Annotated in this window: 22 protein-coding genes; 17 read left to right on the top strand and 5 right to left on the bottom strand. The window is 59.5% G+C overall.

Annotated elements, in window-relative coordinates; all coding sequences use genetic code 11:
- Nucleotides 1-4 precede the first annotated feature (4 nt).
- The 3 genes from apbC to V7756_RS16850 all read right to left on the bottom strand — a co-directional run bounded on the left by apbC (nucleotide 5) and on the right by V7756_RS16850 (nucleotide 4,017).
- Nucleotides 5-1,096, bottom strand: a complete 1,092-nt coding sequence (apbC, locus tag V7756_RS16860; protein WP_335611358.1) for an iron-sulfur cluster carrier protein ApbC — start codon at nucleotides 1,094-1,096, stop codon at nucleotides 5-7.
- A 173-nt stretch (nucleotides 1,097-1,269) separates the two neighbouring features.
- The gene (locus V7756_RS16855; RefSeq protein WP_335611357.1) at nucleotides 1,270-2,649 is read right to left on the bottom strand and encodes an NAD-dependent succinate-semialdehyde dehydrogenase; all 1,380 of its coding nucleotides are present in this window, start codon (nucleotides 2,647-2,649) and stop codon (nucleotides 1,270-1,272) included.
- A gap of 201 nt (nucleotides 2,650-2,850) precedes the next feature.
- On the bottom strand, nucleotides 2,851-4,017 hold the full coding sequence (locus V7756_RS16850) for a TRAP transporter substrate-binding protein (protein ID WP_335611356.1): 1,167 nt from the start codon (nucleotides 4,015-4,017) through the stop codon (nucleotides 2,851-2,853).
- Between the two features lie 234 nt (nucleotides 4,018-4,251).
- Between V7756_RS16850 and V7756_RS16845 the strand changes: the two genes are divergently transcribed.
- The 3 genes from V7756_RS16845 (at nucleotide 4,252) to V7756_RS16835 (ending at nucleotide 8,053) form a co-directional block, all read left to right on the top strand.
- A complete protein-coding gene (locus V7756_RS16845; protein ID WP_335611355.1) occupies nucleotides 4,252-4,845 on the top strand; it encodes a TRAP transporter small permease in 594 nt (197 codons plus the stop codon).
- Nucleotides 4,846-4,866: 21 nt separating this feature from the next.
- The gene (locus tag V7756_RS16840; RefSeq protein WP_335611354.1) at nucleotides 4,867-6,147 is read left to right on the top strand and encodes a TRAP transporter large permease; all 1,281 of its coding nucleotides are present in this window, start codon (nucleotides 4,867-4,869) and stop codon (nucleotides 6,145-6,147) included.
- Nucleotides 6,148-6,331: 184 nt separating this feature from the next.
- Entirely contained in the window at nucleotides 6,332-8,053 is a 1,722-nt protein-coding gene (locus tag V7756_RS16835; RefSeq protein ID WP_335611353.1) for a methyl-accepting chemotaxis protein, read from the top strand.
- Between the two features lie 19 nt (nucleotides 8,054-8,072).
- Here the strand turns inward: V7756_RS16835 and V7756_RS16830 are convergent, their stop codons facing one another.
- Nucleotides 8,073-8,696 carry an alpha/beta fold hydrolase gene (locus tag V7756_RS16830; RefSeq protein ID WP_335611352.1) on the bottom strand — a complete coding sequence of 208 codons (624 nt, stop codon included), beginning with the start codon at nucleotides 8,694-8,696 and terminating at the stop codon, nucleotides 8,073-8,075.
- A 393-nt stretch (nucleotides 8,697-9,089) separates the two neighbouring features.
- On the opposite strand from V7756_RS16830, the gene ccoN reads away from it, so the two are divergent.
- The 13 genes from ccoN to V7756_RS16765 all read left to right on the top strand — a co-directional run bounded on the left by ccoN (nucleotide 9,090) and on the right by V7756_RS16765 (nucleotide 20,895).
- Nucleotides 9,090-10,517, top strand: a complete 1,428-nt coding sequence (ccoN, locus tag V7756_RS16825; RefSeq protein ID WP_335611351.1) for a cytochrome-c oxidase, cbb3-type subunit I — start codon at nucleotides 9,090-9,092, stop codon at nucleotides 10,515-10,517.
- A gap of 12 nt (nucleotides 10,518-10,529) precedes the next feature.
- The gene (ccoO, locus tag V7756_RS16820) at nucleotides 10,530-11,138 is read left to right on the top strand and encodes a cytochrome-c oxidase, cbb3-type subunit II (protein ID WP_335611350.1); all 609 of its coding nucleotides are present in this window, start codon (nucleotides 10,530-10,532) and stop codon (nucleotides 11,136-11,138) included.
- A gap of 6 nt (nucleotides 11,139-11,144) precedes the next feature.
- Nucleotides 11,145-11,333: a cbb3-type cytochrome oxidase subunit 3 gene (locus tag V7756_RS16815; RefSeq protein WP_335611349.1), complete on the top strand. Its 189-nt coding sequence runs from the start codon at nucleotides 11,145-11,147 to the stop codon at nucleotides 11,331-11,333.
- Entirely contained in the window at nucleotides 11,333-12,232 is a 900-nt protein-coding gene (ccoP, locus tag V7756_RS16810) for a cytochrome-c oxidase, cbb3-type subunit III (protein ID WP_335611348.1), read from the top strand. The genes V7756_RS16815 and ccoP overlap by 1 nt, the downstream gene beginning before the upstream one ends.
- A gap of 200 nt (nucleotides 12,233-12,432) precedes the next feature.
- Complete coding sequence (gene ccoG, locus V7756_RS16805; RefSeq protein ID WP_335611347.1) at nucleotides 12,433-13,845, top strand: cytochrome c oxidase accessory protein CcoG; 1,413 nt, start codon at nucleotides 12,433-12,435, stop codon at nucleotides 13,843-13,845.
- Between the two features lie 43 nt (nucleotides 13,846-13,888).
- On the top strand, nucleotides 13,889-14,404 hold the full coding sequence (locus tag V7756_RS16800; RefSeq protein ID WP_335611346.1) for a FixH family protein: 516 nt from the start codon (nucleotides 13,889-13,891) through the stop codon (nucleotides 14,402-14,404).
- Between the two features lie 3 nt (nucleotides 14,405-14,407).
- Nucleotides 14,408-16,867, top strand: coding sequence for a heavy metal translocating P-type ATPase (locus tag V7756_RS16795; RefSeq protein WP_335611345.1), 2,460 nt, complete (start codon nucleotides 14,408-14,410; stop codon nucleotides 16,865-16,867).
- Entirely contained in the window at nucleotides 16,864-17,103 is a 240-nt protein-coding gene (gene ccoS, locus V7756_RS16790) for a cbb3-type cytochrome oxidase assembly protein CcoS (RefSeq protein ID WP_335611344.1), read from the top strand. Before V7756_RS16795 ends, ccoS begins: the two co-directional genes overlap by 4 nt.
- Nucleotides 17,100-17,843 (top strand): sulfite exporter TauE/SafE family protein, encoded by a 744-nt coding sequence (locus tag V7756_RS16785; protein WP_335611343.1) that lies wholly within the window; start codon nucleotides 17,100-17,102, stop codon nucleotides 17,841-17,843. Before ccoS ends, V7756_RS16785 begins: the two co-directional genes overlap by 4 nt.
- Nucleotides 17,844-17,938: 95 nt before the next feature.
- Nucleotides 17,939-18,670, top strand: a complete 732-nt coding sequence (gene fnr, locus V7756_RS16780; protein ID WP_335611342.1) for a fumarate/nitrate reduction transcriptional regulator Fnr — start codon at nucleotides 17,939-17,941, stop codon at nucleotides 18,668-18,670.
- A gap of 16 nt (nucleotides 18,671-18,686) precedes the next feature.
- Complete coding sequence (locus V7756_RS16775; protein ID WP_335611341.1) at nucleotides 18,687-19,232, top strand: adenine phosphoribosyltransferase; 546 nt, start codon at nucleotides 18,687-18,689, stop codon at nucleotides 19,230-19,232.
- Between the two features lie 61 nt (nucleotides 19,233-19,293).
- The gene (locus V7756_RS16770) at nucleotides 19,294-20,133 is read left to right on the top strand and encodes an ion transporter (protein WP_335611340.1); all 840 of its coding nucleotides are present in this window, start codon (nucleotides 19,294-19,296) and stop codon (nucleotides 20,131-20,133) included.
- 120 nt (nucleotides 20,134-20,253) lie between these two features.
- Nucleotides 20,254-20,895, top strand: a complete 642-nt coding sequence (locus V7756_RS16765) for a response regulator transcription factor (RefSeq protein ID WP_335611339.1) — start codon at nucleotides 20,254-20,256, stop codon at nucleotides 20,893-20,895.
- A 95-nt stretch (nucleotides 20,896-20,990) separates the two neighbouring features.
- Here V7756_RS16765 and V7756_RS16760 read toward each other — a convergent pair whose 3' ends face one another.
- Nucleotides 20,991-22,775: an ATP-binding response regulator gene (locus tag V7756_RS16760; RefSeq protein ID WP_335611338.1), complete on the bottom strand. Its 1,785-nt coding sequence runs from the start codon at nucleotides 22,773-22,775 to the stop codon at nucleotides 20,991-20,993.
- 154 nt (nucleotides 22,776-22,929) lie between these two features.
- Between V7756_RS16760 and V7756_RS16755 the strand changes: the two genes are divergently transcribed.
- Nucleotides 22,930-23,463, top strand: a complete 534-nt coding sequence (locus tag V7756_RS16755) for a hypothetical protein (RefSeq protein ID WP_335611337.1) — start codon at nucleotides 22,930-22,932, stop codon at nucleotides 23,461-23,463.
- Nucleotides 23,464-23,649: the final 186 nt, after the last annotated feature.

Here is a 23,649-nt window from a genome sequence, read left to right as displayed (position 1 = left end):
GCGATCAATCATCGCTGATACTGATTTCCGGCATACCCTGGCCCGTGGCCTGCTGGGTAATGCGCGCACCTACATGACGCGCCATATCCTGATAGATCATGCTGATCTGGCACTCCGGCTCGGCAATCACGGTGGGCCTGCCCCCGTCGGCCTGCTCGCGAATCATCATCGACAGCGGCATGGACGCCAGCAGATCCACGCCATACTCGTCAGCCAGCCGCTCACCACCCCCTTCCCCAAACAGATGCTCGGCGTGACCGCAGTTGGAGCAGATATGGATGGCCATGTTCTCGACCACGCCCAGCACGGGAATATTCACCTTCTCGAACATACCGATGCCTTTCTTCGCGTCCAACAGTGCCAGATCCTGCGGCGTAGTCACTATCACCGCGCCCGTTACGGGCACCTTCTGCGCCAGCGTCAGTTGGATATCACCCGTGCCCGGCGGCATGTCCACGACCAGATAATCCAGCTCATCCCAGGCCGATTGAGTCAGGAGCTGCATCAGTGCACCGGACACCATGGGCCCGCGCCAGACGACTGGAGTGTTTTCATCGACCAGAAAGGCCATCGACATCACTTGCAGACCGTGCGCAGTAGGCGGGATAAACCACTTGTTTTCATGCACCTGCGGGCGGGTGCCTTCGGGGAGGCCGAGCATCAGCCCCATGCTGGGACCATAGATATCGGCGTCCAACACGCCCACCTTGGCGCCTTCGCGCGCGAGGGCCAAAGCCAGATTGGCGGCTGTGGTGGATTTGCCTACACCGCCCTTGCCTGACGCGACAGCGATAACATTCTTGACGTTGGCCAGCGCCGGCACCTTGCCCTGCAGTTCACCAGCGACCACCTCACACCGCACCTTTATATGTGCAACGCTGACGTCGTCGAGGTTTTCGACTGCGGTCTGGATCATCTGCGCTATGCCACCCACTATGGTATTGGCGGCATAGCCCAATACCAACTCGGCACGCACCACGTCACCATCAATATCCAGCTGCCGCAGGCAGCCGCTGCTGATGAGGTCGGTCTTCAGATACGGGTCCTGGTACTGGGCAATGGCCTGCTCTACCGCAGCGCGCTCAACTTGGCTCATGGGGATTGTCCGGTCTACTGGGGAATGGGCGCTATGCTACTGGCTCACCCGCATTGATGAAAGAGCGCGGGTGCTAAGAATGATGAGGCAAAACCAGGCACACTCGCAGTCTGCGGTGCAGTCAAGCGTGATGGGAGCCGCCCTGCGCCAGTCGACAGCAGAGCGGCAAGCCACTATTGCTCGGTGATCATCACCGCCTTGACGTTCACAAACTCGCGGATGCCAAAGCCGCCGTGCTCACGGCCATAGCCACTGTCCTTGACGCCGCCGAAGGGCAGATGCGGTTGCGCCAGATTGTAGCCGTTGATATTGACCATGCCAGTATCAAAATGCAGGCGGGCCAGCTCTACAGCGCGATCTTCGTTGCGCGAAAAAATGCCGCCGCCCAGACCATAGCGGGAATCGTTGGCAATACGCATGGCGTCTTCGTCATCGGCGGCCTTGATCAGCGAAGCGACCGGACCGAACAGCTCGCCATCGTAGGCCGGCATGCCGGGTTTGACGTTTTCCAGTACCGTAGCCGGATAAAAGAAGCCAGCGCCTTCGGGTATCTGCCCGCCCACGCTGACCTTGGCGCCCTGGCGCACCGACTCCTCAACCTGCTCATGCAGGGTATCGCGCAGATCCTTGCGCGCAATGGGGCCAAGCTGCGTACCTTTCTGCGTAGGGTCACCGGTTTTAATCGCCGCCATCTGCGAGACAAACTGGTCGCGGAACTCGTCATACACCTGCGCCGCCACCACAAAACGTTTGGCCGAGACACAGGTTTCACCATTGTTGATGATGCGGCCCTGAACGCAGGTTTTTACCGCCATGGCGACATCGGCATCCGATAGCACTACATAAGCATCGTTGCTACCCAGTTCCAGCACGGTTTTCTTCACCACCTTGCCAGCCGCCTCGGCAATCTTCTTGCCGGTACTATCGCTACCGGTAAAGGTCACACCGCGTACCTTGGGGTGTTCTACCAGCTTGCTGGCTCCTGCGCCATCGAGCAGCAGCGCCTGAAAAACGCCCTCCGGCAGCCCCGCTTCCAGATAGAGCTGCTCAATCTTCTGACTCATGCCAAACACGTTGCTGGCATGCTTAAGGACGGTGGTATTGCCCGCCATGATATTGCACGCGCTGTAACGTATGACCTGATACAGCGGGAAATTCCACGGCTGAATACCCAGAATGACGCCAATGGGTTGATAGGTAATCAATGCGCGCCCGCCCTTCAGCGGCCGGCTTTCGTCTTTCAGCTGCTCCGGACCATGCTCCGCAGAGTATCGGCAAATGGCGGCGCATAATTGGCATTCCTGATGTCCCTGTTCCACCGGCTTGCCCATCTCGCGGGTCATCAACTGTGCCAGTTCGTCGCGGTTGGCATCAATCAGATCAGCCATCTTGTTGAGCACTTTGGCGCGGTTTTGCAGGCTTTCCAGACGCCAGCTCCTGAAGGCCGCATCGGCGCGCTCCACAACTTGACTGGCCTGCTCTTCGCTCAATATCTGATATTCGGCGATTTTCTCACCTGTGCTCGGGTCAATGGTGTTGACTGTCTTGCTCATGGTGTTCTCCGTCGATAGTGAGTAACGCGGCTCGCTGGAGTGGCGGCTGATGGACCAACTGCCATGCGCCGTCACGCCAGCGGCCACGGACCTATAAACTGCGACCACAAAAAACCCGGATCAGCTCACGCCAATCCGGGTTTTTCTGACCCGGCCCCGGTTAAACGGCCAGGTGTTACACAGCTATAGCGTCAAGGCGCCTCAAGCAGCCTCATCCATCGCTGACTCTTCAGCTTCGGCTTCGGGTTGCTCGGTGGCAGTCTCGGTATCTGACTGCTCGGGGGCCGCGTCGGGAACATCAGCGTTCTCAACCTGCTCGATCAAGGTGTTCATCAACCGCGTACCACGCTCACCGACCATTTCGGAAAACACATCACGTACCGGCAAGCTGCGCTCGCGGAAAGCGTCACGCTCTTCGGGAGTAAGGTAGATCAGCTCGATATCGCTGTTTTCGGTGATGATGTCCAGACGTTCGGTATTCAGGCGCGTCTGCACGTCGTGAATGTAGGGCACCAGCTCGGTCACTGCTTCTTCAATCACATGCTTGCGGTCCTGACTGAGGCTGTCATACCAGCCGCTGTTGGCCATGAAGGTTGCAATGAACTGCGCCTGATTGGCGAAAATCAGGTAATCCTGCACCTTGTAAAAGTCCATTTCCTGGTGGGCGAAAACCGGCTGGATGTTGCCGTCCAGCTGGCCCAGCTGCATACCGCTGAACAGCTCGCCATATTCCATGGTGGTGGGATCGGCGCCGTAAGCACTATAGGTTTCGCGCAGCAGACGGTTGTCCATGGTGCGAATGGCCAGGCCGCTGAAATCGTCAGGGGTGCGGATTGCCTTGTTGGCACTCCAGACCTGCCAGCCCTCGGGCACAATTGCCAAGGGTTGCAAGTCACGCTCGCGGAATGAGGCTACCAGATCTTCGTTCTGGCGAAATTCCGGTGCGTTGAGAATCTCGGCGTTGGTCTTTTCGTTGTCGGTCAGCACGAAGTTCAGGCTGAACAGCTGCGACTCGGGCACGGTACCGCCCAGAAAGCCGGAACCGAAGGCAAACTGCACTGCACCGGATTGCACCTGATCGTAAATATCAGTCAGGCCGCCCAGTTGGCCGTAGGGGTAGAGCTTCACCTCAACCTGACCATCGGTTTTTTCGTTTATCAGCTCGGCAAACTTGGCACCGTATTCGTACTGGACGCTACCTTCGATTTCTTCCAGGGCAAAACCCCAGGTTTCCGGTTCAGCCGCAGCGGGCGTGGTCTCTTCCACCTCCGCCTCGGGTGCTGTGGTATTTGCCGTGGGCTCTTCGTCCGAACCACAAGCCGCCAGCAGAACTGCCGCCGCACCAATACATCCATTACGCCAATTCATGGAACACTCCTTATAAATTGTTCTGGTTAGCCAAATAACCATAACATAGGCTCAGCATATGTCCATGCCGTGCAAAACCGTTTTGGATAGGGTAGTTTAAAAACAGATCACAGATAGACGACCAAATCACAAGCTGACCAGGCCGTCGATTCATGTACACAAACTCCAGCCGGATCAACTTCTCTACCGATCTGGTCAGAGCCTGACCCAACAGGCCAAGAAGAGGACAGCTCAATGCCAGAGCCTGGCGATACGTCGGCCAGCCACTCCGCAAAGGCATTGCTCGGCACCATGCTGAGCGCACTGGATCGCACGTCGGAGCATATCGAAAAGACCATCCTCGGCCTCAGCGTGCTATTTCTTGCGGGCCTGTTGATTATCCACGTTCTGGGCCGTCAGCTGTTTGGCAACGGCCTTACCGGCCAGGTCGAACTGACGCAGATAAGCCTGATCATCATGACCTTCGCCGGCCTCGGCTATGGCGTGCGCCGGGCCCGGCATATCTGCATGTCGGCCTTCTACGACCAGCTCAGCGGCTGGCCACGCAAAGCCATGCTGGTATTCATCAGCCTGCTCACCGGCGCGCTGATGTTCTACTTCGCCTGGTACGCCTGGGACTATGTGAGTGCCATTCAGAGTCGTGGCCGCACCACCTCGGCCTTGCAGATCCCCCTGTGGATCCCCTATCTGGCCGCGCCCATAGGTTTCGCTTTAGCGGGCATCCAGTATTGGCTTACCGCGATTCGCAACCTGATCTCCCGCGACATTTATCGTTCCTTCAATGAGAAGGAAGAGTACAACGCCGTGCCTGACGACGGCGCTGTCTAACCGCTAGCCATTGGACCCTGCATGCTGACCCTGACCTTTATCACCATGATAGTGCTGCTATTGCTGGGCTTCCCGATGATGGTGCCGTTGCTCGTCGCCAGCCTGATGCTGCTGTTTCTGGTAATAGATATGGGCAATGTAGGCCTGCTGATGGGTCAGATGATCAGCGGCGTACAATCTTGGGCGCTGGCTGCGGTTCCGCTGTTCATATTCGCTGCCGATCTGATGACTCGCGGCCATACCGCCAATCGCCTGCTGGATCTGGTGCAGAGCTTCGTGGGCCACCTGCGCGGCGGCCTGCCGATTACAACTGCTGCCAGCTGCACCCTGTTTGGCGCTGTCTCCGGTTCAACCCAGGCTACCGTGGTCGCCATGGGGGGGCCCATGCGCCCCAAGTTGCTGGAAAAGGGCTATTCCGACTCTTTCAGTCTGGCGCTGATCATCAACGCCAGCGATATCGCCCTGCTGATCCCGCCCAGCATCGGCATGATCATCTACGGGGTGGTGTCGGGCTCGTCCATCGGCGACCTGTTCATCGCCGGGATCATTCCCGGCCTGCTGATTCTGGTGCTGTTTTCGATTTATTGCTGGATCGGCTCCATTCGCATGGGTATCGAACCAGAAGAACGCGTTGGCTGGGCGTTGCGCTGGAAGGCCATGAAAAAGGCGTTGCTGCCACTGGGTTTCCCGCTGGTAGTGGTGGGCGGTATTTATGGCGGCATTTTCAGCCCGACAGAAGCGGCAGCCATCGCTGTGCTCTACGCCATCATTCTCGAAGTGGTGATACTGCGCGCCGTCAAGCTGACCGAGCTCTGGGACGTAGCGCTGTCGACCGGGCTTATCACCGCTGTGGTGTTCATTCTTGTGGCGGCCGGCAATGCCTTTACTTACACCATTTCGTTCGCCGGCATACCGCAGGCTATCCTGGAGCCTGTGATCGCCAGTATTGGCGATAGCCCGACACTGGTACTGGGTCTGATCGCCGTATCCTTCTTTATAGGTTGCATGTTCGTCGACCCGATAGTGGTCATTCTCATCCTGACCCCGCTGTTCAAACCAGCGGTTGAGGCCGCTGGCCTGGACCCGATTCATGTAGGCGTGATTGTTACCCTGCAGGCCGCTATCGGCTCTGCTACACCGCCCTTCGGCTGTGACATCTTTACTGCCATGGCGGTATTCCGACGCCCCTACTTTGACGTGATCCGGGGCACCCCCCCGTTCATCCTCATTCTGCTCTTCGCTACGCTGCTGCTGGTATTGTTTCCCAGCCTGTCCTTATGGCTGCCCTCACTCACGCATTGAGGGGCAGCATAGGCATGACAGGCTGGTGACATACGACAAAAAAAGCGTCATAAATGGCCAATATGCCATTTCGGTTTCCGGTTCAACGGCCGATACTGTGTTTATAAAGAGACTAAAGTCTCATTTTGTGACAGTCTGCAGATATCGGACTGCCTCATAAAAATAACCACGCAGCGAGCCACCCATGCCCAAACAATCGTCAGCTACAACCCCGCGTGCCCACTCAGCCGAGGAAACCAAAACGGTCTCCGCGCCCTCTGCCGCTTTGCGTTTGCTGGCCCTGCTGGCCTGTGAGCTCTTCTTTTTCATAGCGCTGATATCGGTCAGCCAGGGGATGCTCTTCTGGGCCGCTGTTGTCATGGTGGTTCCCACCCTGTTATTGACCTGGTTTGCTTTGCCGGCAGACAGCAAGGCCAGCGGCAGTTTTGTCAGCCTGGTGACCCGTACCAACAGCCAGCAGATCGATTTGCGCACTGATAGCCAGGCAGCCAAGGATGAGACTTCCCGCCAGTTCCTCGAGCTAAATCGGCGCCTGCGCGGCATCATGCTGGAACTGCAACAAAACAGTCTGGGTACCGCTCTGGCCTCCGCCAACAGCCGCTTGCTGTCTGAACATGCCGCGCGCGATGCCGGCCAACAGCAACAGCTGTCCGAGCTAATTTTCCATGCCAGCGAGCAGACCACGACTGCGCTGCAGGATATTTCTTCCCGCGCGACTGCCGTGACCGAGGTCAATACCCGCAATCTGGACATGGCCAGACGCTCCAAGGTCCAGCTGGACGATGCCCGTGAAAAAATGCAGCTGATCAACGGCGCAATGGCGGGTTTTCAGAACAATATCAACGCGTTGGATGCCACTTCTGGCAAAGTGCGTGAAATTCTCAAAACGGTGCAGGACTTCTCAGCCCAAACCAACATGTTGGCGCTCAACGCTGCCATTGAAGCGGCCCGGGCGGGCGAACAAGGTCGCGGTTTTGCCGTGGTAGCCGATGAGGTACGCAACCTGTCCTTCAAGGTGGGCAATGCCGCCGAGCAGATCAGCCAACTGATGGAGCAGATGACCCAAGCCATGACGGGCGCCGAACAGCAAACCCAGGGCATGCTTGAGCAGACTGAATCGACCGGCACCGCGGTCAGTACTGCCGCTGACCAGTTCGATACGCTGGTGGATGATTTTCAGCGCACCAATGATGACCTGTTGATGGTCAGCAGCGCCCTGGAAGAGCTGACCGCCACCAACGCCGAGACGCTGCAGCACGGCGGTGAAATCCGCGAGCTGAGCGTCACTATCAGCAAGCGCATGGAGGATACCTTCACTCAGGCCGACTCCTTGCGTGACAACACCAATCTGGCATTGCGCTCGCTGGCCGGCTTCCGCCTGGGCGAAGGCCATCTGGAGGCGGTCACCGAGCTGCTGATGGGGCGTCGCCGCGAGCTGGAAGCGCGCCTGGAACAGCTGGCCGACGCCGGCGTTGATCTGTTTGACCAGCACTACACGGCCATTGCCAATACCAATCCGCCCAAGCACGATGTGAGCTGGGCCAATGCCTTTATTGAGCGTGTTCGCCCGCTGCTGGATGAGTGGGACAAAGGCGGCAAGGACGGCGTAGTCTACACAGCCGCCGTAAACGAAAAGGGCTACCTACCAACCAGCCGTAGCGCCTCTTCTCAGCCGCCTACCGGCGATCCGAAAATCGATGCGGCGCGCAGCAACTACAAGCGCTTTGCGGTTACCAACGACACCGACCTGCGCATCATGAGTTCGTGCACCTATCTGAACATGGGCACCTTCGTATTGCCCGGCACCACTGTGGTGGTATTCGTGCTCTACGTGCCGTTGTTCGTCAAAGGGCGGCGTTGGGGCACCATGTCCGCCGCGATCATGCCGGCCGCGTTGGGCGTTTAACGCGGCCACTACCCAAGCGCTACAACAGATGCTGCCGGCAAAAGCCGGCGGCCACCTCTGCGGCTTCGGCTATCAACTGTGGTTGGGTGCGACCGCTCGCCTTCAGCGGCTTGTAATCATGCTCCCCGCCCTCAAGCCAGTGCAGCTTCAGACTCGGGTCCAACGGATAAGCACCCACCTCTTGCGGTTTGCCAAAGGGGTCGCGACTACCCTGCACCACCAAGCCTGGGCAATTCAACTGTTGCAGATGGGCGATACGCGTTTTCTCCGGCCTGCCCGGCGGATGGAAGGGATAGCCAAAGCAGACGAAGCCACGTACCGCCAACTCGCCGGCCAGCATGCTGGCTACACGGCCGCCCATGGATTTGCCGGCAAGAAACAATGGCTCCGACACCTCAGCACTTAGCTCGCGCAGATGCTGCTGCAAAACCGGCATGGGATTGGGCGGCCGCTTGCGCCCATCTTCCCGTCTGGCCGCCATATAGGGGAACTCGAACCGCAGCACACGCAGGCCGCGCGCCGCCAATTGCTCAGCCAGCAGGTTCATGAATGGGCTATCCATGGGCGCACCCGCCCCATGCGCCAGCAACAGGTTGGCCACCACAGGCACGGCCGGCTCATCGGTCAAAAGGCGGTTGGACATTGATTCCCCCAATTAATCAGTACGCAATCATTCAGTGCGACATCTTGTCACAGCCGCGCCAGGCGAGGGTTTTAACTTCACAGCATGCCAAACTGCAACTACGCTCAAGGGAGGTAAAACCAGGCTTGCATCTCGCAGCGGCCGATCATGCGCGCCCCGCTGGGGTAACAGCGCGGCGCGGCGCGATAGCCCGTGCGACCCCCTTGGCGCCGCAGGGAAATCCGACACACGGACAGCCGCGAAAGCCCAGCATAACAACAGCACACAGCGGCGTTCCAGAAGCCTTTTCACTCGATCAAACAATGACCTATGTCATTGCAATGCGCGCGGGCTTTCCTCATACTTGCCAGCGCTTTAATACCCATAAACCAACTGCTATCCGTGGAATCTCGCATGAGCACAGCTACCACTCCGACAGCCTATAACTATAAGGTGGTACGCCAGTTCGCCGTCATGACGGTGGTCTGGGGTATCGTGGGCATGGCCATGGGCGTCTTCATTGCGTCCCAACTGGTCTGGCCCGAACTGAATTTTGGCTTGCCGTGGACTACCTTCGGACGCCTGCGTCCGTTGCACACTAACGCGGTCATCTTCGCCTTTGGCGGATGTGCCCTGTTTGCTACCTCCTACTACGTGGTACAGCGTACCTCGCAGGCCCGCCTGGTCTCTGATGGCCTGGCTGCCTTCACGTTCTGGGGCTGGCAGGCAGTCATCGTGCTCGCCGCCATTACCCTGCCGATGGGTCTGACCTCCAGCAAGGAATACGCTGAGCTGGAATGGCCGATCGACATCCTGATTGCTGTCGTCTGGGTCAGCTATGCTCTGGTGTTCTTCGGCACCATCATGAAGCGCAAGATGAAGCACATCTACGTGGGTAACTGGTTCTTCGGTGGCTTCATCCTCACCGTTGCTGTCCTGCACATCGTCAACAGCATGGCGATTCCGGTCAGCCTGACCAAGTCCTACTCCATGTATGCCGGTGCAACGGATGCGATGATTCAGTGGTGGTATGGTCACAACGCGGTTGGTTTCTTCCTGACCGCCGGCTTCCTGGGCATGATGTACTACTTCGTTCCCAAGCAGGCCGAGCGTCCGATCTACTCGTACCGCCTGTCCATCGTGCACTTCTGGGCGCTGATCTCCATCTACATCTGGGCCGGCCCGCACCACCTGCACTACACCGCTCTGCCTGACTGGGCTCAGTCCCTGGGCATGATCATGTCCCTGATTCTGCTGGCTCCCTCCTGGGGCGGTATGATCAACGGCATGATGACCCTGTCCGGCGCCTGGCACAAACTGCGCACCGACCCGATCCTGCGCTTCCTGGTTGTGGCTCTGGCGTTCTACGGCATGTCCACTTTTGAAGGCCCGATGATGGCGATCAAGACCGTCAACGCGCTGTCCCACTACACCGACTGGACCATTGGTCACGTACACGCCGGTGCTCTGGGCTGGGTTGCCATGATCTCCATCGGTTCGCTGTACCACATGATCCCCAAGATCTTTGGTCGCGAAGCCATGTACAGCACCCCGCTGATCAACGCCCACTTCTGGTTGGCCACCATCGGTACCGTGCTGTACATCGTTGCCATGTGGGTTAACGGCATCACCCAGGGTTTGATGTGGCGCGCAGTCAACGTCGACGGCACACCAACCTATTCCTTCGTCGAAGCGCTGGAAGCCAGCCATCCGGGCTATATCGTGCGGATGATCGGCGGCGCCTTCTTCCTGCTGGGCATGCTGCTGATGGCTTACAACACCTGGCGTACCGTGCGTCATAGCAAGCCGGCGGCACTTGAAGCCGCAGCCCAGACTGCTTGAGGGACGAATTAGATGAAAATGCATGAAACCGTAGAAAAGAACCTGGGCCTGATGGTCGTTCTGATGGTCGTGGCCATCAGCTTCGGCGGCCTGGTCCAGATCGTGCCGCTGTTTTTCCAGCCGGAAACTACCCAGCCGGTAGAAGGCTTGCGCCCCTATACCGCACTGGAGCTGGAAGGCCGTGATTTGTACATCCGCGAGGGCTGTGTTGGCTGTCACTCGCAGATGATTCGCCCCTTCCGGGCTGAAACCGAACGTTACGGCCATTACTCGGTCGCCGGCGAAAGCGTCTGGGAACATCCCTTCCTGTGGGGTTCCAAGCGTACCGGTCCGGACCTGGCCCGCGTTGGCGAACGTTACTCCGACGACTGGCACCGTGCTCACCTGATCAATCCGCGTGACGTGGTACCGGAATCCAAGATGCCCGCCTTCCCCTGGCTGCAGGAAAATGTCCTCGATGGCGAATACACCGCCAAGAAGATGGAAGTCCTGCGTGGAATGGGCGTTCCTTACACTGACGAAGACATCGCCGGCGCCAAGGAAGCGGTTGAGGGAGTGTCCGAAATGGACGCCATCATCGCCTACCTGCAGCACCTCGGCACTGTCCTGTCGGACCGGTAAGCAACCATGGATATCAATACTCTCCGGGGCCTGGGCACCATCTTTGCGATGGTGGCCTTTATCGGTGTCGTGATATGGGCCTACAGCTCATACAAGAAGAAGGACTTCGACGAAGCAGCGCAATTGCCCTTTGCCGACGAAGACGACACCCAAGCCGAGGAAGAGCAGCAAGATGATGCTAGGAGTAACAAGTAATGACTAATTTCTGGAGCGGGTACATTGTTGTCCTGACCCTGACCTGCCTGGGGCTGATCCTGTGGTTGCTGCTGGCCACACGCAAGGGCCAGCGACCTGAGCAGACCGATCAGACCGTCGGTCATAGCTTCGACGGCATTGAGGAATACGATAACCCCCTGCCGCGCTGGTGGTTCGTGCTCTTCATCTCCACCATGGTGTTTGCCGCATTCTATCTGTTCCTGTACCCGGGCCTTGGCAAATGGCCTGGCTACCTGGAATGGACCTCGGTCAAGGAGTACAACGCCGAGGTAGCCAAGGCAGAAGAGCAGTTTGCGCCCATCTTTGCGCGCTACCGCGAGATGCCGGTCGAAGAAGTGGCCAAGGATCGCGACGCCACCCGGATCGGTCAGCGTCTGTTTGCCACCAACTGCTCGGTCTGCCACGGCTCCGATGCCCGCGGTGCCTTCGGCTTTCCGAACCTGACCGACAATGATTGGCTGTATGGCGGCGAGCCGGAAACCATCAAGACTACCCTGCGCGGCGGCCGTCAGGCAGCCATGCCGGCCTGGTTGAGCGTTATCGGCGAAGACGGCGTACGCAACGTATCTGGTTATGTGCGCAGCCTGTCAGGTCTGGAGACCGAGAATGTGGATCTGGCTGCAGGTGCAGAGACCTTCAAGAACACCTGCGTGGCTTGTCACGGCGCGGACGGCAAGGGCAACCAGCAGATGGGTGCACCTAACCTGACCGACGATGTGTGGCTGTACGGGTCGAGCTTCCTGCAGGTCCAGCAGACGGTTCGCTACGGCCGCAACGGTCACATGCCTTCGCAAGCACACCTGGGTGAAGACAAGATCCATATGCTGGCGTCCTACATCTACAGCCTGTCTCACGGTACCGCGCCGCAGGAACAGTAACGCGCGCCGGTTCGTCAGCCAGCACTAGCAGATGGGGGAACTTAGGTTCCCCCATCTCGTTTCCAACAGCCGTCCGGCGCGACCACTGGTCGCATTGTGCGGCTGGGCGATAAGGTCTATTTTCAGTATCACAGGCAAAGTCTGACCCTACGTGAGGTCAGTCCGCCATACTTCCCTTCGCCTGAGAGGGTCAGCCTGATATGAGCAGTAAAATCCCCCTGCAAGACGTGACGCCCAAGGTAGAGACCTACGATCTTTACGCCAAGCGCGAGAAGATCCAGACGCGCTCCTATCAGGGCTTCTTCAAGAACGTGCGCCTGGCCGGCGCCGGGTTCCTGTTCCTGCTGTACTTTGGCACGGTGTGGCTGAAGTGGGGCGACCGCCCGGCGGTGCTCTGGGATCTGCCGGCACGTCAATTTCACATCTTTGGCGCCACCTTCCAGCCGGAAGACTTCTTTCTGCTGTCCTTCCTGCTGATCATCTGCGCCTTCGGGTTGTTCTTCATTACCGTGTTCGCCGGCCGGGTATGGTGCGGTTACACCTGCCCACAAACGGTCTGGACCTGGATCTTCATGTGGGCCGAACGCGTCACCGAGGGTGAGCGCAACGCGCGCATCAAACTCGATCACGCGCCCATGAGCTTCAACAAATTCATGCGCCGCGCGGCCAAGCACAGCATCTGGCTGGCAGTATCGCTGGTCACGGCCCTTACCTTCGTGGGTTATTTCACGCCCATCCGCGGTTTGATAATGGACATGTTTACCTGGCAGATGGCCGGCTGGTCGCTGTTCTGGGTATTTTTCTTTACCGCTGCCACCTACATCAATGCGGGCTGGCTACGCGAGCAGGTGTGCATCCACATGTGCCCTTACGCGCGCTTCCAGAGCGTAATGTTCGATGCCGATACCCTGATCGTCTCCTACGACGCCGAGCGTGGTGAGCCTCGCGGATCGCGCAAGAAAGGCGTAGACCCGGCTGAGGTAGGCAAGGGCGACTGCATCGATTGTGAGATCTGTGTGCAGGTCTGCCCCACCGGCATCGATATTCGCGATGGGCTGCAGATCGAATGCATCAGTTGTACGGCCTGCATCGATGCCTGCGACGAGGTAATGGAAAAGATGGATTACCCTCCGGGGCTGATTCGCTACACTACCGAGCACAGTCTCGAAGGTAAGCAAACCAAGGTGTTCCGCCCTCGCCTGTTTGGCTACGGCACCGCGCTGCTGGTCATGATTGGCCTGTTCATCATTACCGTGAGCAACATCTCGCAGGTATCGCTGGATATAGAGCGCGATCGAAATGTTCTGTATCGAGAAACCAGCGGCGGCCAGATCGAGAACGTGTACATTGTCAAAATTTTCAACAAGGGAACTACCGAGCGCAGCTATGAACTGAGCATGAACGGTCGTGACGGCCTCAGCATGCATCTGCCCGATAGCCGTCTGGTAGTGGGGCCGAGCAGCAAACTGCAACTGCCACTGAATGTGCAGATAGACCCGGCGCAGATGGACGGCGAGACCAATGTACCTATCACCTTTACGGTAATCGCGGCTGACGATGACAGCGTCACCGCCACGGCAGAGAGCCGTTTCATGGCGCCCCGGATACGCTAGGGGCGCCAGGTTCAAGGCCACTACCATGACAACAGGAACAAGCATGCAGCAAGATCAAGACAGCGCCCCCTGGTACAAGCAGTTCTGGGCCTGGTTCATCATCGCCATTCTCGCCTTTGCGGTCTTTATCGGCCTCGGGTTGCTGTTCATTGCTACGCTCAACCCCGACAGCCTGGTGCGCGACAACTATTACAGCGAAGGCAAGGCCATCAACCTCTATCTGGGGCGCGACCACATGGCGCGCGATTTGAAGGTGGCAGCCGATTTTGCCATTGACGAGGTGACTGGCGATATCAGCCTGGAATTGCAGGGCGATTTCGCCGCGCTGCCGCGCAGCCTGACGCTGGATCTGATCTCCCCCGCCCATGCTTCCCGCGACCGCGCAGTGACGCTGCGTCAGATTCGGGGCAACAGCTACACCGGCCAATTGCAGCAGCAAATCGAGGGGCGCCGCTACATTGAGCTGAGCGACCCCGACAAACCGGGCGATCAGGGCTGGCGGTTGACCGGAGAGGTACAGCTGCAGCCCGGACAGCGCTATCAGATAACCGCCCACTGACCGATGGCGCAACCCACTCCCTGTTTTCATTGCGGCGAGCCGGTACCCGCCGGAGCGCCCTGGAGCGCGCAGATACTGGGGCAGCAGCAGCCGCTCTGCTGTCCGGGGTGTCTGGCGGTCGCCGAAGCCATCTGCAGCGCAGGGCTGGATTCCTACTATCAGCACCGTACCGAGCGGTCCGCCAATCCCGAGGCGATGCCGCGCGTGCTGCAGGACGAGCTCGAACTGTACGATCGCGAGGACGTGCAGCAACGTTACACCTCGGCCAGGGGCGGTGCTCAGGGACAGCAGATTCAATTGCTGATCGAGGGCATCAACTGCGCAGCCTGCTGCTGGCTGATCGAACGACATTTGCGCGCCCAACCGGGCGTGCTTGAGGCCAGCCTCAACATGGGCAACCAGCGCCTGACGCTGAACTGGCAAGCAGACACCACCAAGCTCTCGACCGTGATCGCCGGGCTGCGGCGCATTGGCTACACCGCACACCCCTATGAGCCTGACCAGGCTGCCGAGCAGATTGCCGCCGAGAACCGCCGCTATCTGCGCCGCCTGGGGCTGGCGGGCCTGATGTTCATGCAGGTGATGATGGCCACCATGGCCCTGTATGAAGAGTTCGATCAGGACCTGACCGAGAGCATGGCGCACCTGCTGCGCTGGGCCAGCCTGCTGATGACCACCCCCGTCGTATTCTACAGCTGTGCGCCCTTCTTCCAGGGTGCCTGGCGCGACCTGAAGAACCACCGCCTGAGCATGGATGTGTCGGTCTCGCTAGCCATTGGCGGCGCTTATCTGGCCGGCATCTGGGCCACCGTGATCGGCCGTGGCGAGGTCTATTTCGACTCGGTCACCATGTTTGCCTTCTTTCTGCTGGCAGGCCGCTATCTGGAACGCCGCGCTCGTCAGCGTACGGTCGAGAGCACCGCCCGCCTGGTCAATCTGCTCCCACCTAGCGCGGTGCGCGTGCAGGCCGATGGCAGCAGCCACCGGGTAATGCTCAGTGAGCTTGCTGCCGGCGATATTCTGGAAATCAAGCCCGGCGAAAGCATTCCCGCCGACGGCCTGGTAATAAGCGGCAGCAGCAGCGTTGATGAGTCTGCGCTGTCCGGCGAGTACCTGCCTATAGCCAAGCGCGCGGGCGACGCCGTGACCGCCGGCACAATGAATGTCGAAGGGCCGCTGCAAATCAGCATCAGCGCGCTGGGCGAGCACACCCGGCTGTCTGCCATAGTCAGGCTGCTGGAGCGCGCGCAGTCCGACAAGCCGCGCCTGGCACGGTTGGCAGATCAGGTCGCGCAGTACTTTCTCATGGCTGTACTGTTATCGGTTGTGGTGGTGGGCGCGAGTTGGTGGTGGCTGCGTGACCTCGATACCGCCTTTTGGATTGTACTGGCCATGCTGGTCGCGACCTGCCCCTGTGCGTTGTCGCTGGCTACCCCCACTGCTCTCACGACGGCCACCGGCAGCCTGCACAAGCTCGGCTTGCTGATTACCCGGGGCCATGTGCTCGAGGGCATCAACCAGATTACCACGGTCATCCTCGACAAGACCGGCACCCTGACCGAAGGGCGTATGACCCTGGAGCAGGTTCAGCCCTTCCCCGGCTACGACGCCGAGCAGGCACTGGCCTGGGCACGCATGCTGGAAAGCTGCTCGGAGCATCCCATCGCCCGCGCCTTCGGCCGCAGCCTGCACAGTGCCAGCGCGGTGGAAAATGTACCCGGCCAAGGCCTGCAGGGCGAATGTGACGCCCAACCGCTGCGCATTGGCAAACCCGACTATGTCAGTGCGCTCGGCAACTACCCGGCACCTCCCTATCCGCAGGAGCCGGGACAATGGCTCCTGCTGGGCAATGCTTGCGGCCCGATCGCCTGGTTTGCCCTGAATGATCGCCTGCGCCCAGACGCCGCAGCAATGGTGGCGGCGCTGCAGGTCCGGCGGCTTCAGGTCGTGCTGCTTTCGGGCGACCAACTGCCGGTGGTGCAGCGCATGGCCGCCCAACTGAACATCAGCGAGGCCATAGGCAACGCTGACCCGGACGCCAAGCTTGCCTACGTGCAGGCGCGCCAGGCGCGCGGCGAGAAAGTCCTGATGCTGGGCGACGGTGTGAATGACGTTCCTGTCCTGGCCAGTGCCGACATTTCCATCGCCATGGGCAACGCTTCCGATTTGGCCAAGACCAACGCTGATGCGGTGCTGCTCAACAGCCGACTACTGACCCTGGTCGATAGCATGCAGGTAGCCCGTCGCACCCGCGCCATCATGATCGAAAATCTCAGTTGGGCGAGTCTGTATAATCTGGCCATACTGCCGCTTGCAGCGCTTGGCATGGTCACGCCGGCATGGGCCGCGCTGGGGATGTCCGCCAGTTCCCTGCTGGTGGTGCTCAACGCCCTGCGGCTGACCCGCGTCAAACTGCAACCGACACAGGCCAAGGTACAGACTCCCCGGGAGGCCCGCGCATGACAGTACTCTACATTCTGGTGCCCATCGCCATACTGCTGGTCGTTATTGCCATCTGGGTGTTCAACTGGGCGGTGAACAACGGCCAGTACGACGACCTCGACAGCCCCGCGCACAGCATCCTGTTCGACGAAGATGATCCTGCCCACCTGGCCGCGCAGCGTCGTGAAGACGAGACCAGGCCGGCAACAGGCCGTGACCAGAAGCCGCCACCCGCAGACGACGACCGGCCGACATGAGCGCGGATCTACTCCCGCTGGTTCTGACTGCCCTGGCGCTGGGCTTGCTGGGTGGCGGCCACTGCATCGGCATGTGTGGAGGCCTTATGGGCGCGCTAACGCTGGCAATCCCAGCCGCGCAGCGCAAGGGCTGGCCCCTGTGGCGCATTCTGCTCAGTTACAACCTCGGGCGCATTATCAGCTACACGCTGGCCGGCGCGCTGCTCGGCAGCTTCGGCTGGGCGCTGGAGGGAATGGGGCTGGGGCCGGTGTTGCGCACCCTGGCGGGTCTGCTGATGATCTGCATGGGCCTGTACCTGGCCAACTGGTGGTCTGGCCTGACCCGTATAGAAACTCTAGGTCGTGGGCTCTGGCGCCACATCGAACCGCGCGCCCGCAGACTGCTGCCGGTGGAACGCCCCGCACAGGCCTTGCTGCTCGGCGCCCTCTGGGGCTGGTTACCCTGCGGTCTGGTCTACAGCTCCCTGGTCTGGGCCAGCAGCCACGGCAACGGCGCCACCTCTGCACTGCTGATGTTGGCATTTGGCATAGGTACGCTGCCCACCCTGCTGGCGACCGGTGCAGCCGCGGAGCGGCTGACGGCTTTGCTGCGCAGGCGCAGCCTGCGCATTGGCGCGGCCAGTCTGATCATCGCCTTTGGCCTCTGGACGCTGCCCGGCCCCCACCAGCACTGGCTGATGAACACGCTGGCCCCTCCCACCAGCCATCCGCCGACAGGCGATCAGGGCCACCAGCACTAATGGCAACATTTTGCGCACAGTCGGCGGTGTAACTCGCGTGCGCTTGTTGTACGCTTGCACCAGGATCATCCCCGACGACCGACGAGATTATTTCCATGCCTGACGCCCTTAAATTGCGCGCTCTGCCCGAAGCTCACTGCAAGGACTGCAGTCTGGCGACCATGTGTCTGCCGTTGGCATTGCACGACAATGAAATGGATACGCTGGACGACATCGTCAAGCGCGGCAAGCCGCTGCGCAAGAACGAGCTGCTGTTCCGTCAGGGCGATGTATTCAGTTCGGTTTATGCCCTGCGCTCCGGCACTGTGAAGACCTTCAGCGTCAACGATGCCGGCATAGAGCAGATCACCGGCTTTCATCTGGCCGGTGAGCTGATCGGCCTGTCCGGCATGGACGGCGAGCGCCAGCCGCTGTCTGCCAAGGCGTTGGAAACCACCTCGGTCTGCGAGATCCCCTATGAGCGACTGGACGATCTCACCGCCACCATGCCCGGCCTGCGCCGGCAGGTGATGCGTCTGATGAGCCGCGAGATACGTGATGACCAGCAAATGATGTTGCTGCTGTCGAAAAAGACCGCTGATGAGCGTATCGCCACGCTACTGATCAACCTCTCGGCACGCTTTCGCTCACGCGGCTATTCAGCCAACTCCTTCCGCCTGGCCATGTCACGTAACGACATCGGCAACTACCTGGGGCTGGCAGTGGAAACCGTATCGCGCGTGTTTACCCGTTTTCAGCAGCAGGGGCTGATTGCTGCCGAAGGCAAGCAAATTGATATTCTCGACCACGCCGAGCTCTGCGCGCTGGCGGGCGGCCAACTCGACTGATCTGCAGGAACTTGCAATGATTTTTGACGAATACACCATCAAGTCGCTGATTCGCCCGGTGGCGGACTTCCCCAAACCCGGCGTGACTTTTCGCGACATCACCCCCCTTTACCATTCGCCGCGTGCCATGCGAATGGTAGCCGACAGCCTGATTCAACGTTACGTGGAGTCGCCAGTGACCCACATTGGTGCCATTGATGCCCGCGGCTTTTTGCTCGGCGCAGTGCTGGCCTACGAGTTGAACAAACCCCTGGTGCTTTTCCGCAAGGCCGGCAAGCTGCCCGCCGATACTCTGCGCGAAAGTTACGCCACCGAATACAGCGAGACCACGCTGGAAATGCATCGCGATGCCCTGAGCGGTGGCGAGCAGGTGTTGCTGCTCGATGACCTGATTGCCACTGGCGGCACCTTCCTGGCGGCGGCGCGGCTGGTGCGTCAGTGCGGCGCCAGTGTGTACGAGGCGGCTGCCATCATTGATTTGCCGGATCTTGGTGGCTCGCGCTGCATGCAGGATGCCGGCATACCGACCTTCACCCTCTGCGCCTTTGCCGAGAACGAGTAACTTCTATTACGCCGTGCCCGCGCCGTGCGGGCGCTTCAGACCGACACACCGACGACCTCCCATGACCGACACCTTGAATCTGGCTCGCCCTTGGCGTCAGCGCCTGGCTGACTGGCTGGACCGCTCCGCCGTGCAATATCTGATCACTGCACTGATTTTGATCAACGCAGTGATCCTTGGATTGGAAACCTCCAGCACGGCCATGCGGCTGTGGGGCCCCTGGCTCAAGGCGCTCGACCAGTTGATTCTGGCCTGCTTCGTGGTCGAGATAGCACTGCGCTTCGCCGCCCATGGCTGGCGCCTGCTGCGTGATCCATGGGGCCTGTTTGATACCCTGGTGATTGCCATTGCCCTGGTGCCTGCCAGCGGTCCCCTGGCGGTTCTGCGTGCGCTGCGGGTGTTGCGCGTGTTGCGGCTGATTTCCATCGTACCCAGCATGAAAATGGTGGTGCAGTCGCTGCTCTCATCCTTGCCAGGCATGGGTAGCATTGTTGCCCTGCTCGGTCTCATCTTTTATGTCGCCGCCGTGATCGCCACTCAATTGTTTGGCGAACACTTTCCAGAGTGGTTCGGCACCCTCGGCGCCAGTCTGTACACGCTGTTTCAGGTGATGACGCTGGAAAGCTGGTCGATGGGTATCGTACGCCCGATCATGCAGCAGTTTCCCTATGCCTGGCTGTACTTTGTGCCCTTCATCCTGATCGCCACCTTCATGATGCTGAACCTGTTCATCGCGGTCATCGTTGACGCCATTCAGACCCAGCGTGAACGCACCGCCGAGCAGGCGCCACCGGCGCCACCCAGCGAACAGGCACTCCTATTGAATGAGGTCCGCCAGCTGCGTGAGGAACTGCGCGAGTTGCGTCAAGGTCTGTCCGGCAAGCGCAGCGACGAGCAATAGCGCACAGCGCGAAAACCTGCCGCTGGACCTGCTGCCATGCCTTGCTTATTATCATCGCGGTGAACAATAACAAGTCTGCCCGCCCCTCTGGAGCGAAGGCAGCCGCCGAGGATGACAACAATGAGCAGTAACCTACCGCCGGACACCCGCCTGTTATTGATCGACGATCATCAGATCTATCTGGACGGGCTTAGCCTGACTCTGGGCAGCCTTTGCGAGGGCGTGCAGCTTGATCATGCGCATAACGCCGCGCAGGCCATGGAGCAGGTTCAGCACAACACCTACGATCTCATTCTGCTGGATCTGCAGTTACCCGACAGCAGCGGCCTCGCGCTGCTGCAGAAACTGCGCGCTGGCGATCCCCTGGTACCCATCGCCGTGCTCACCGCGAGCAATAGTCCCAGCGACCTGGACGCAGCCCTGCAGCTCGGTGCTGCCGGCTTTATCAGCAAGACCGCAGACGGACGCACCCTGCTGGAGGCAGTGACGCAGCTGCTCTACGGCGTGCAAGTGGTTATTGGCGATGAGAACCATCCCCTTGACCGCCAGAGTAGTGCGCGGGATGTAGGTATAACACCGAGGCAACTGGAGATTCTCGATCTGCTCGCAGAAGGCCTGCCCAACAAGGTGATCTGTCAACGCCTGTCGCTCTCCGAAGACACCGTCAAAACCCACCTGAAGGCCCTTTTTTCTTCACTGGACTGCCACAACCGCACCGAGTGCGTGAGCAACGCTCGCAAACTGGGGCTGGTCAGTTTCTAAAGCCAAAGTTTCCCCGGGCACGGATGCCCACACCTCCCCGTATCAGCGGCCGAAAGTTGGCTCAATGCTCGTCGCCTGGCCGTACCTTTCGCCGCTCAGCAGCGCACCGCCAGCAGATTGTGTACCACCCGGCGCAAACGCGCAGGCAACACCGGCTTGTACAGCAGCTCAACGTCTGCCAACCGAGCGGCTTCTATCACTTCGTCCGCGGTATCGGCAGTGACCAGCGCAGCCGGGCCAGCAAACACAGCCTGATCACGCAAGGCGCGCACCAGCATCAAGCCATCGATATCGCCCTCCAGCCGATAATCGGTAAGGAGCACGTCCACCTCGATTCCCCTGAGGCCAGCCAATGCTTCATCAGCCCCTTCAAAGGCCCACACAATGCAGCCCCAGGCCGACAGCAGTGCCTGCATGGCTTCGCGACTTACCCGGTCGTTTTCGATCAGCGCCACCCGGCCACTGAGCTCCGGTGCCTGCCGCTGCTGTGGCGTCTCGGTCTGCGCCTGCCATTCGCCCAATGGCGCGTCGAACCAGAAACGGGAACCTTCACCCACGCGCGATTCAAGACCTGAGGGGTACTCCAGCAGGTGAACTATCTGACGGCAGATGCTCAGGCCCAGCCCAACCCCTTTGTCCAGGCTGCGGGCCGGGTTGCGCAACTGGGTAAACTCTTCATAAATACGCTCCTGGTCCGCTTCGGCTAGGCCACAGCCATCATCGACCACGCTGATCCGCAAACGTTGATCCACCCGCGTGACCTCGATACTGACAGTGCGCGCCTCGGCATGAATCAGAGCGTTATTGAGATAGTTGCGGATCAGGCGCTCCAGCAGCAGCGGGTCACTGTATACCGCATAGGCCTTGTTGCAGCGCAGGCGCAGCACGATGTTGCGACGTGCCGCAAAGGGTTCCAGGCTATCCAGCAGCTGCTGCAACCACGGCTGCAGATTGAATGAACGAATTTGTGCCCGCACCATGCCTACCGACAACCGCGAAATGTCCAGCAACGAGTTGAGCATCACCTGCAGCAACTGAGTGGAATCCGCCAGTCGCGCCACTGTCTTGCTGGTCTCAGGGTTATCCACCTGCTCATAGAGGTGCTGTATAAATAGTGACATGGCATGCAGTGGCTGGCGCAAGTCGTGGCTGGCCGTCGCCAGAAAGCGAGTCTTGCTCTGGCTCTCGCGCTCGGCTCGAGTACGCGCGGCTTCCAGTAACTGTTCATTGAGATAGGCGCGGCGCTGCATGTACTCGTACAGATAGGCACCGAACGCGCCCATCAGCGTAAAGTTGATCAGAAAGATGCTGTTGGAGACCACAGTCGAACGGCTCGAGCCTATGCAGCACTCCGCCAGAAGATACACCACCACTATCGCACAGGAGCCGATGGTAGCCTGGCGCATCGGCAAGGCCAGCAGAAACATGCCTGAGAGTAGCACCAGATAAAGCCCGTCGTGGGTAACCCGGATGGGCACCTCCGCGAGTCGCGCCACTATGATCACCATCGCCACCATCAAACCAGAGCAAAAATACCCCACTGTCGCGACTGCAAAAGCCCGATGCGGAGCCACGCGGCCTTCCCGATTGGCGTACCAGATCGCCAGCACGATTACGATCAACCCAGCGCTGCGTACGCTCAGGGTGTAACTGCTTACCCAATGCGGGAGGTAAAGATAATCCAGCAGCATGAAAAACAGCATGAAGGCAATCGAAGAGGTTGCCACTATTTTTACGCGAGCGCACATCTTGGCATGCAGGTACAGCTGAAAACCCGGCTCCAGTTGATCACTGAAACGCAGCCTGGCAAAGCCCCGCTCTTGCGCCAACAGTGCTGGCTCGTCAATCAATGCGGCGGCGGAAAGAGAGGCATCGCTCATGGGAATTCATCCGTTTTATTGTAATGATGCCGCTTTAATAGCAAGCAGTTATATCTGGCCGAACTGAAGAGTTAAAATAATTTAAAAACAGAGCGTTACGCTACTAATTTGCAACTACGCTTTAGCTTAGGCAGATAACCAACAGGAAGTAGTCGTGATTGCCCAGCCGCGCGTAACCTCAACCACCAGTAATCCCCAGGATCTGTTCCCTCTCAACCTGCTGGCCCTTAGCGCCGCAGACAACCTGCTCGAGAACATTCTGCGCCCTACCCTGACCTATCTTGGGGTGACGTGCGCTGCCATGGAACAGTTGCTGCTCGGCACCCTGATTACGATCGCCCGTTTGTCGGCGCTGCAACGCAGCGAACAGGCCATCGGCCCCTACGCGATCACACCACAGCAACACACCGAGATATGGGATCATCATCTGGCCCAGCAACCCGAACTGGCCAGCAAGGTGCGCGGCCTGGCCAGCCAGCATTGTTTCCTACAAAACCCGCATGCCGAGCTCGGCTACAACCTGGCATACGCCACCGCCATCGCCTGGCTGATCTACGACCGTCAGCAGTTGCCCATCTCGGTCAGCAGCGACCTGCCAAGCCTAGCGCGAATATGGGAGCGCTCCTACCCCCATAAGGGTGGCCGCGCGCAGGACTTCCTGCGGGCCTGGCGAGCGGCCTGCAAATAATCTGCAAGAGGTACGCATAAGCTTGCGCTTCCGCTGAAAGCCGCACCACCGCAGGCCGGGATGGAACCTAATCATTCCAGCCCCCCAGGTTTTGCTTTCCCCCTGGTAGGGTCGTATATGGTCTCCTCCCTCATTGCAAGGCCTCCAGTTTTTGATAACAAGAGCAGGTTGTCTGTCGTATATCCG

The organism is Halopseudomonas sp., assembly GCF_036961105.1.
GTDB lineage: Bacteria > Pseudomonadota > Gammaproteobacteria > Pseudomonadales > Pseudomonadaceae > Halopseudomonas.
This window is presented reverse-complemented; position numbering and strand designations above follow the sequence as displayed.

Bases quoted from the DNA above. Each gene is read 5' to 3' on its own strand.
- V7756_RS16845 (WP_335611355.1), top strand. From the start codon at position 4,252: ATGCCAGAGCCTGGCGATACGTCGGCCAGCCACTCCGCAAAGGCATTG.
- fnr (WP_335611342.1), top strand. From the start codon at position 17,939: ATGCCTGACGCCCTTAAATTGCGCGCTCTGCCCGAAGCTCACTGCAAG.
- V7756_RS16830 (WP_335611352.1), bottom strand. From the start codon at position 8,696: ATGTCCAACCGCCTTTTGACCGATGAGCCGGCCGTGCCTGTGGTGGCC.
- ccoG (WP_335611347.1), top strand. From the start codon at position 12,433: ATGAGCAGTAAAATCCCCCTGCAAGACGTGACGCCCAAGGTAGAGACC.
- V7756_RS16815 (WP_335611349.1), top strand. From the start codon at position 11,145: ATGGATATCAATACTCTCCGGGGCCTGGGCACCATCTTTGCGATGGTG.
- ccoN (WP_335611351.1), top strand. From the start codon at position 9,090: ATGAGCACAGCTACCACTCCGACAGCCTATAACTATAAGGTGGTACGC.
- V7756_RS16785 (WP_335611343.1), top strand. From the start codon at position 17,100: ATGAGCGCGGATCTACTCCCGCTGGTTCTGACTGCCCTGGCGCTGGGC.
- V7756_RS16775 (WP_335611341.1), top strand. From the start codon at position 18,687: ATGATTTTTGACGAATACACCATCAAGTCGCTGATTCGCCCGGTGGCG.
- ccoS (WP_335611344.1), top strand. From the start codon at position 16,864: ATGACAGTACTCTACATTCTGGTGCCCATCGCCATACTGCTGGTCGTT.
- V7756_RS16850 (WP_335611356.1), bottom strand. From the start codon at position 4,017: ATGAATTGGCGTAATGGATGTATTGGTGCGGCGGCAGTTCTGCTGGCG.
- apbC (WP_335611358.1), bottom strand. From the start codon at position 1,096: ATGAGCCAAGTTGAGCGCGCTGCGGTAGAGCAGGCCATTGCCCAGTAC.
- V7756_RS16770 (WP_335611340.1), top strand. From the start codon at position 19,294: ATGACCGACACCTTGAATCTGGCTCGCCCTTGGCGTCAGCGCCTGGCT.
- ccoO (WP_335611350.1), top strand. From the start codon at position 10,530: ATGAAAATGCATGAAACCGTAGAAAAGAACCTGGGCCTGATGGTCGTT.
- V7756_RS16760 (WP_335611338.1), bottom strand. From the start codon at position 22,775: ATGAGCGATGCCTCTCTTTCCGCCGCCGCATTGATTGACGAGCCAGCA.
- V7756_RS16855 (WP_335611357.1), bottom strand. From the start codon at position 2,649: ATGAGCAAGACAGTCAACACCATTGACCCGAGCACAGGTGAGAAAATC.
- ccoP (WP_335611348.1), top strand. From the start codon at position 11,333: ATGACTAATTTCTGGAGCGGGTACATTGTTGTCCTGACCCTGACCTGC.
- V7756_RS16840 (WP_335611354.1), top strand. From the start codon at position 4,867: ATGCTGACCCTGACCTTTATCACCATGATAGTGCTGCTATTGCTGGGC.
- V7756_RS16800 (WP_335611346.1), top strand. From the start codon at position 13,889: ATGCAGCAAGATCAAGACAGCGCCCCCTGGTACAAGCAGTTCTGGGCC.
- V7756_RS16765 (WP_335611339.1), top strand. From the start codon at position 20,254: ATGAGCAGTAACCTACCGCCGGACACCCGCCTGTTATTGATCGACGAT.
- V7756_RS16795 (WP_335611345.1), top strand. From the start codon at position 14,408: ATGGCGCAACCCACTCCCTGTTTTCATTGCGGCGAGCCGGTACCCGCC.
- V7756_RS16835 (WP_335611353.1), top strand. From the start codon at position 6,332: ATGCCCAAACAATCGTCAGCTACAACCCCGCGTGCCCACTCAGCCGAG.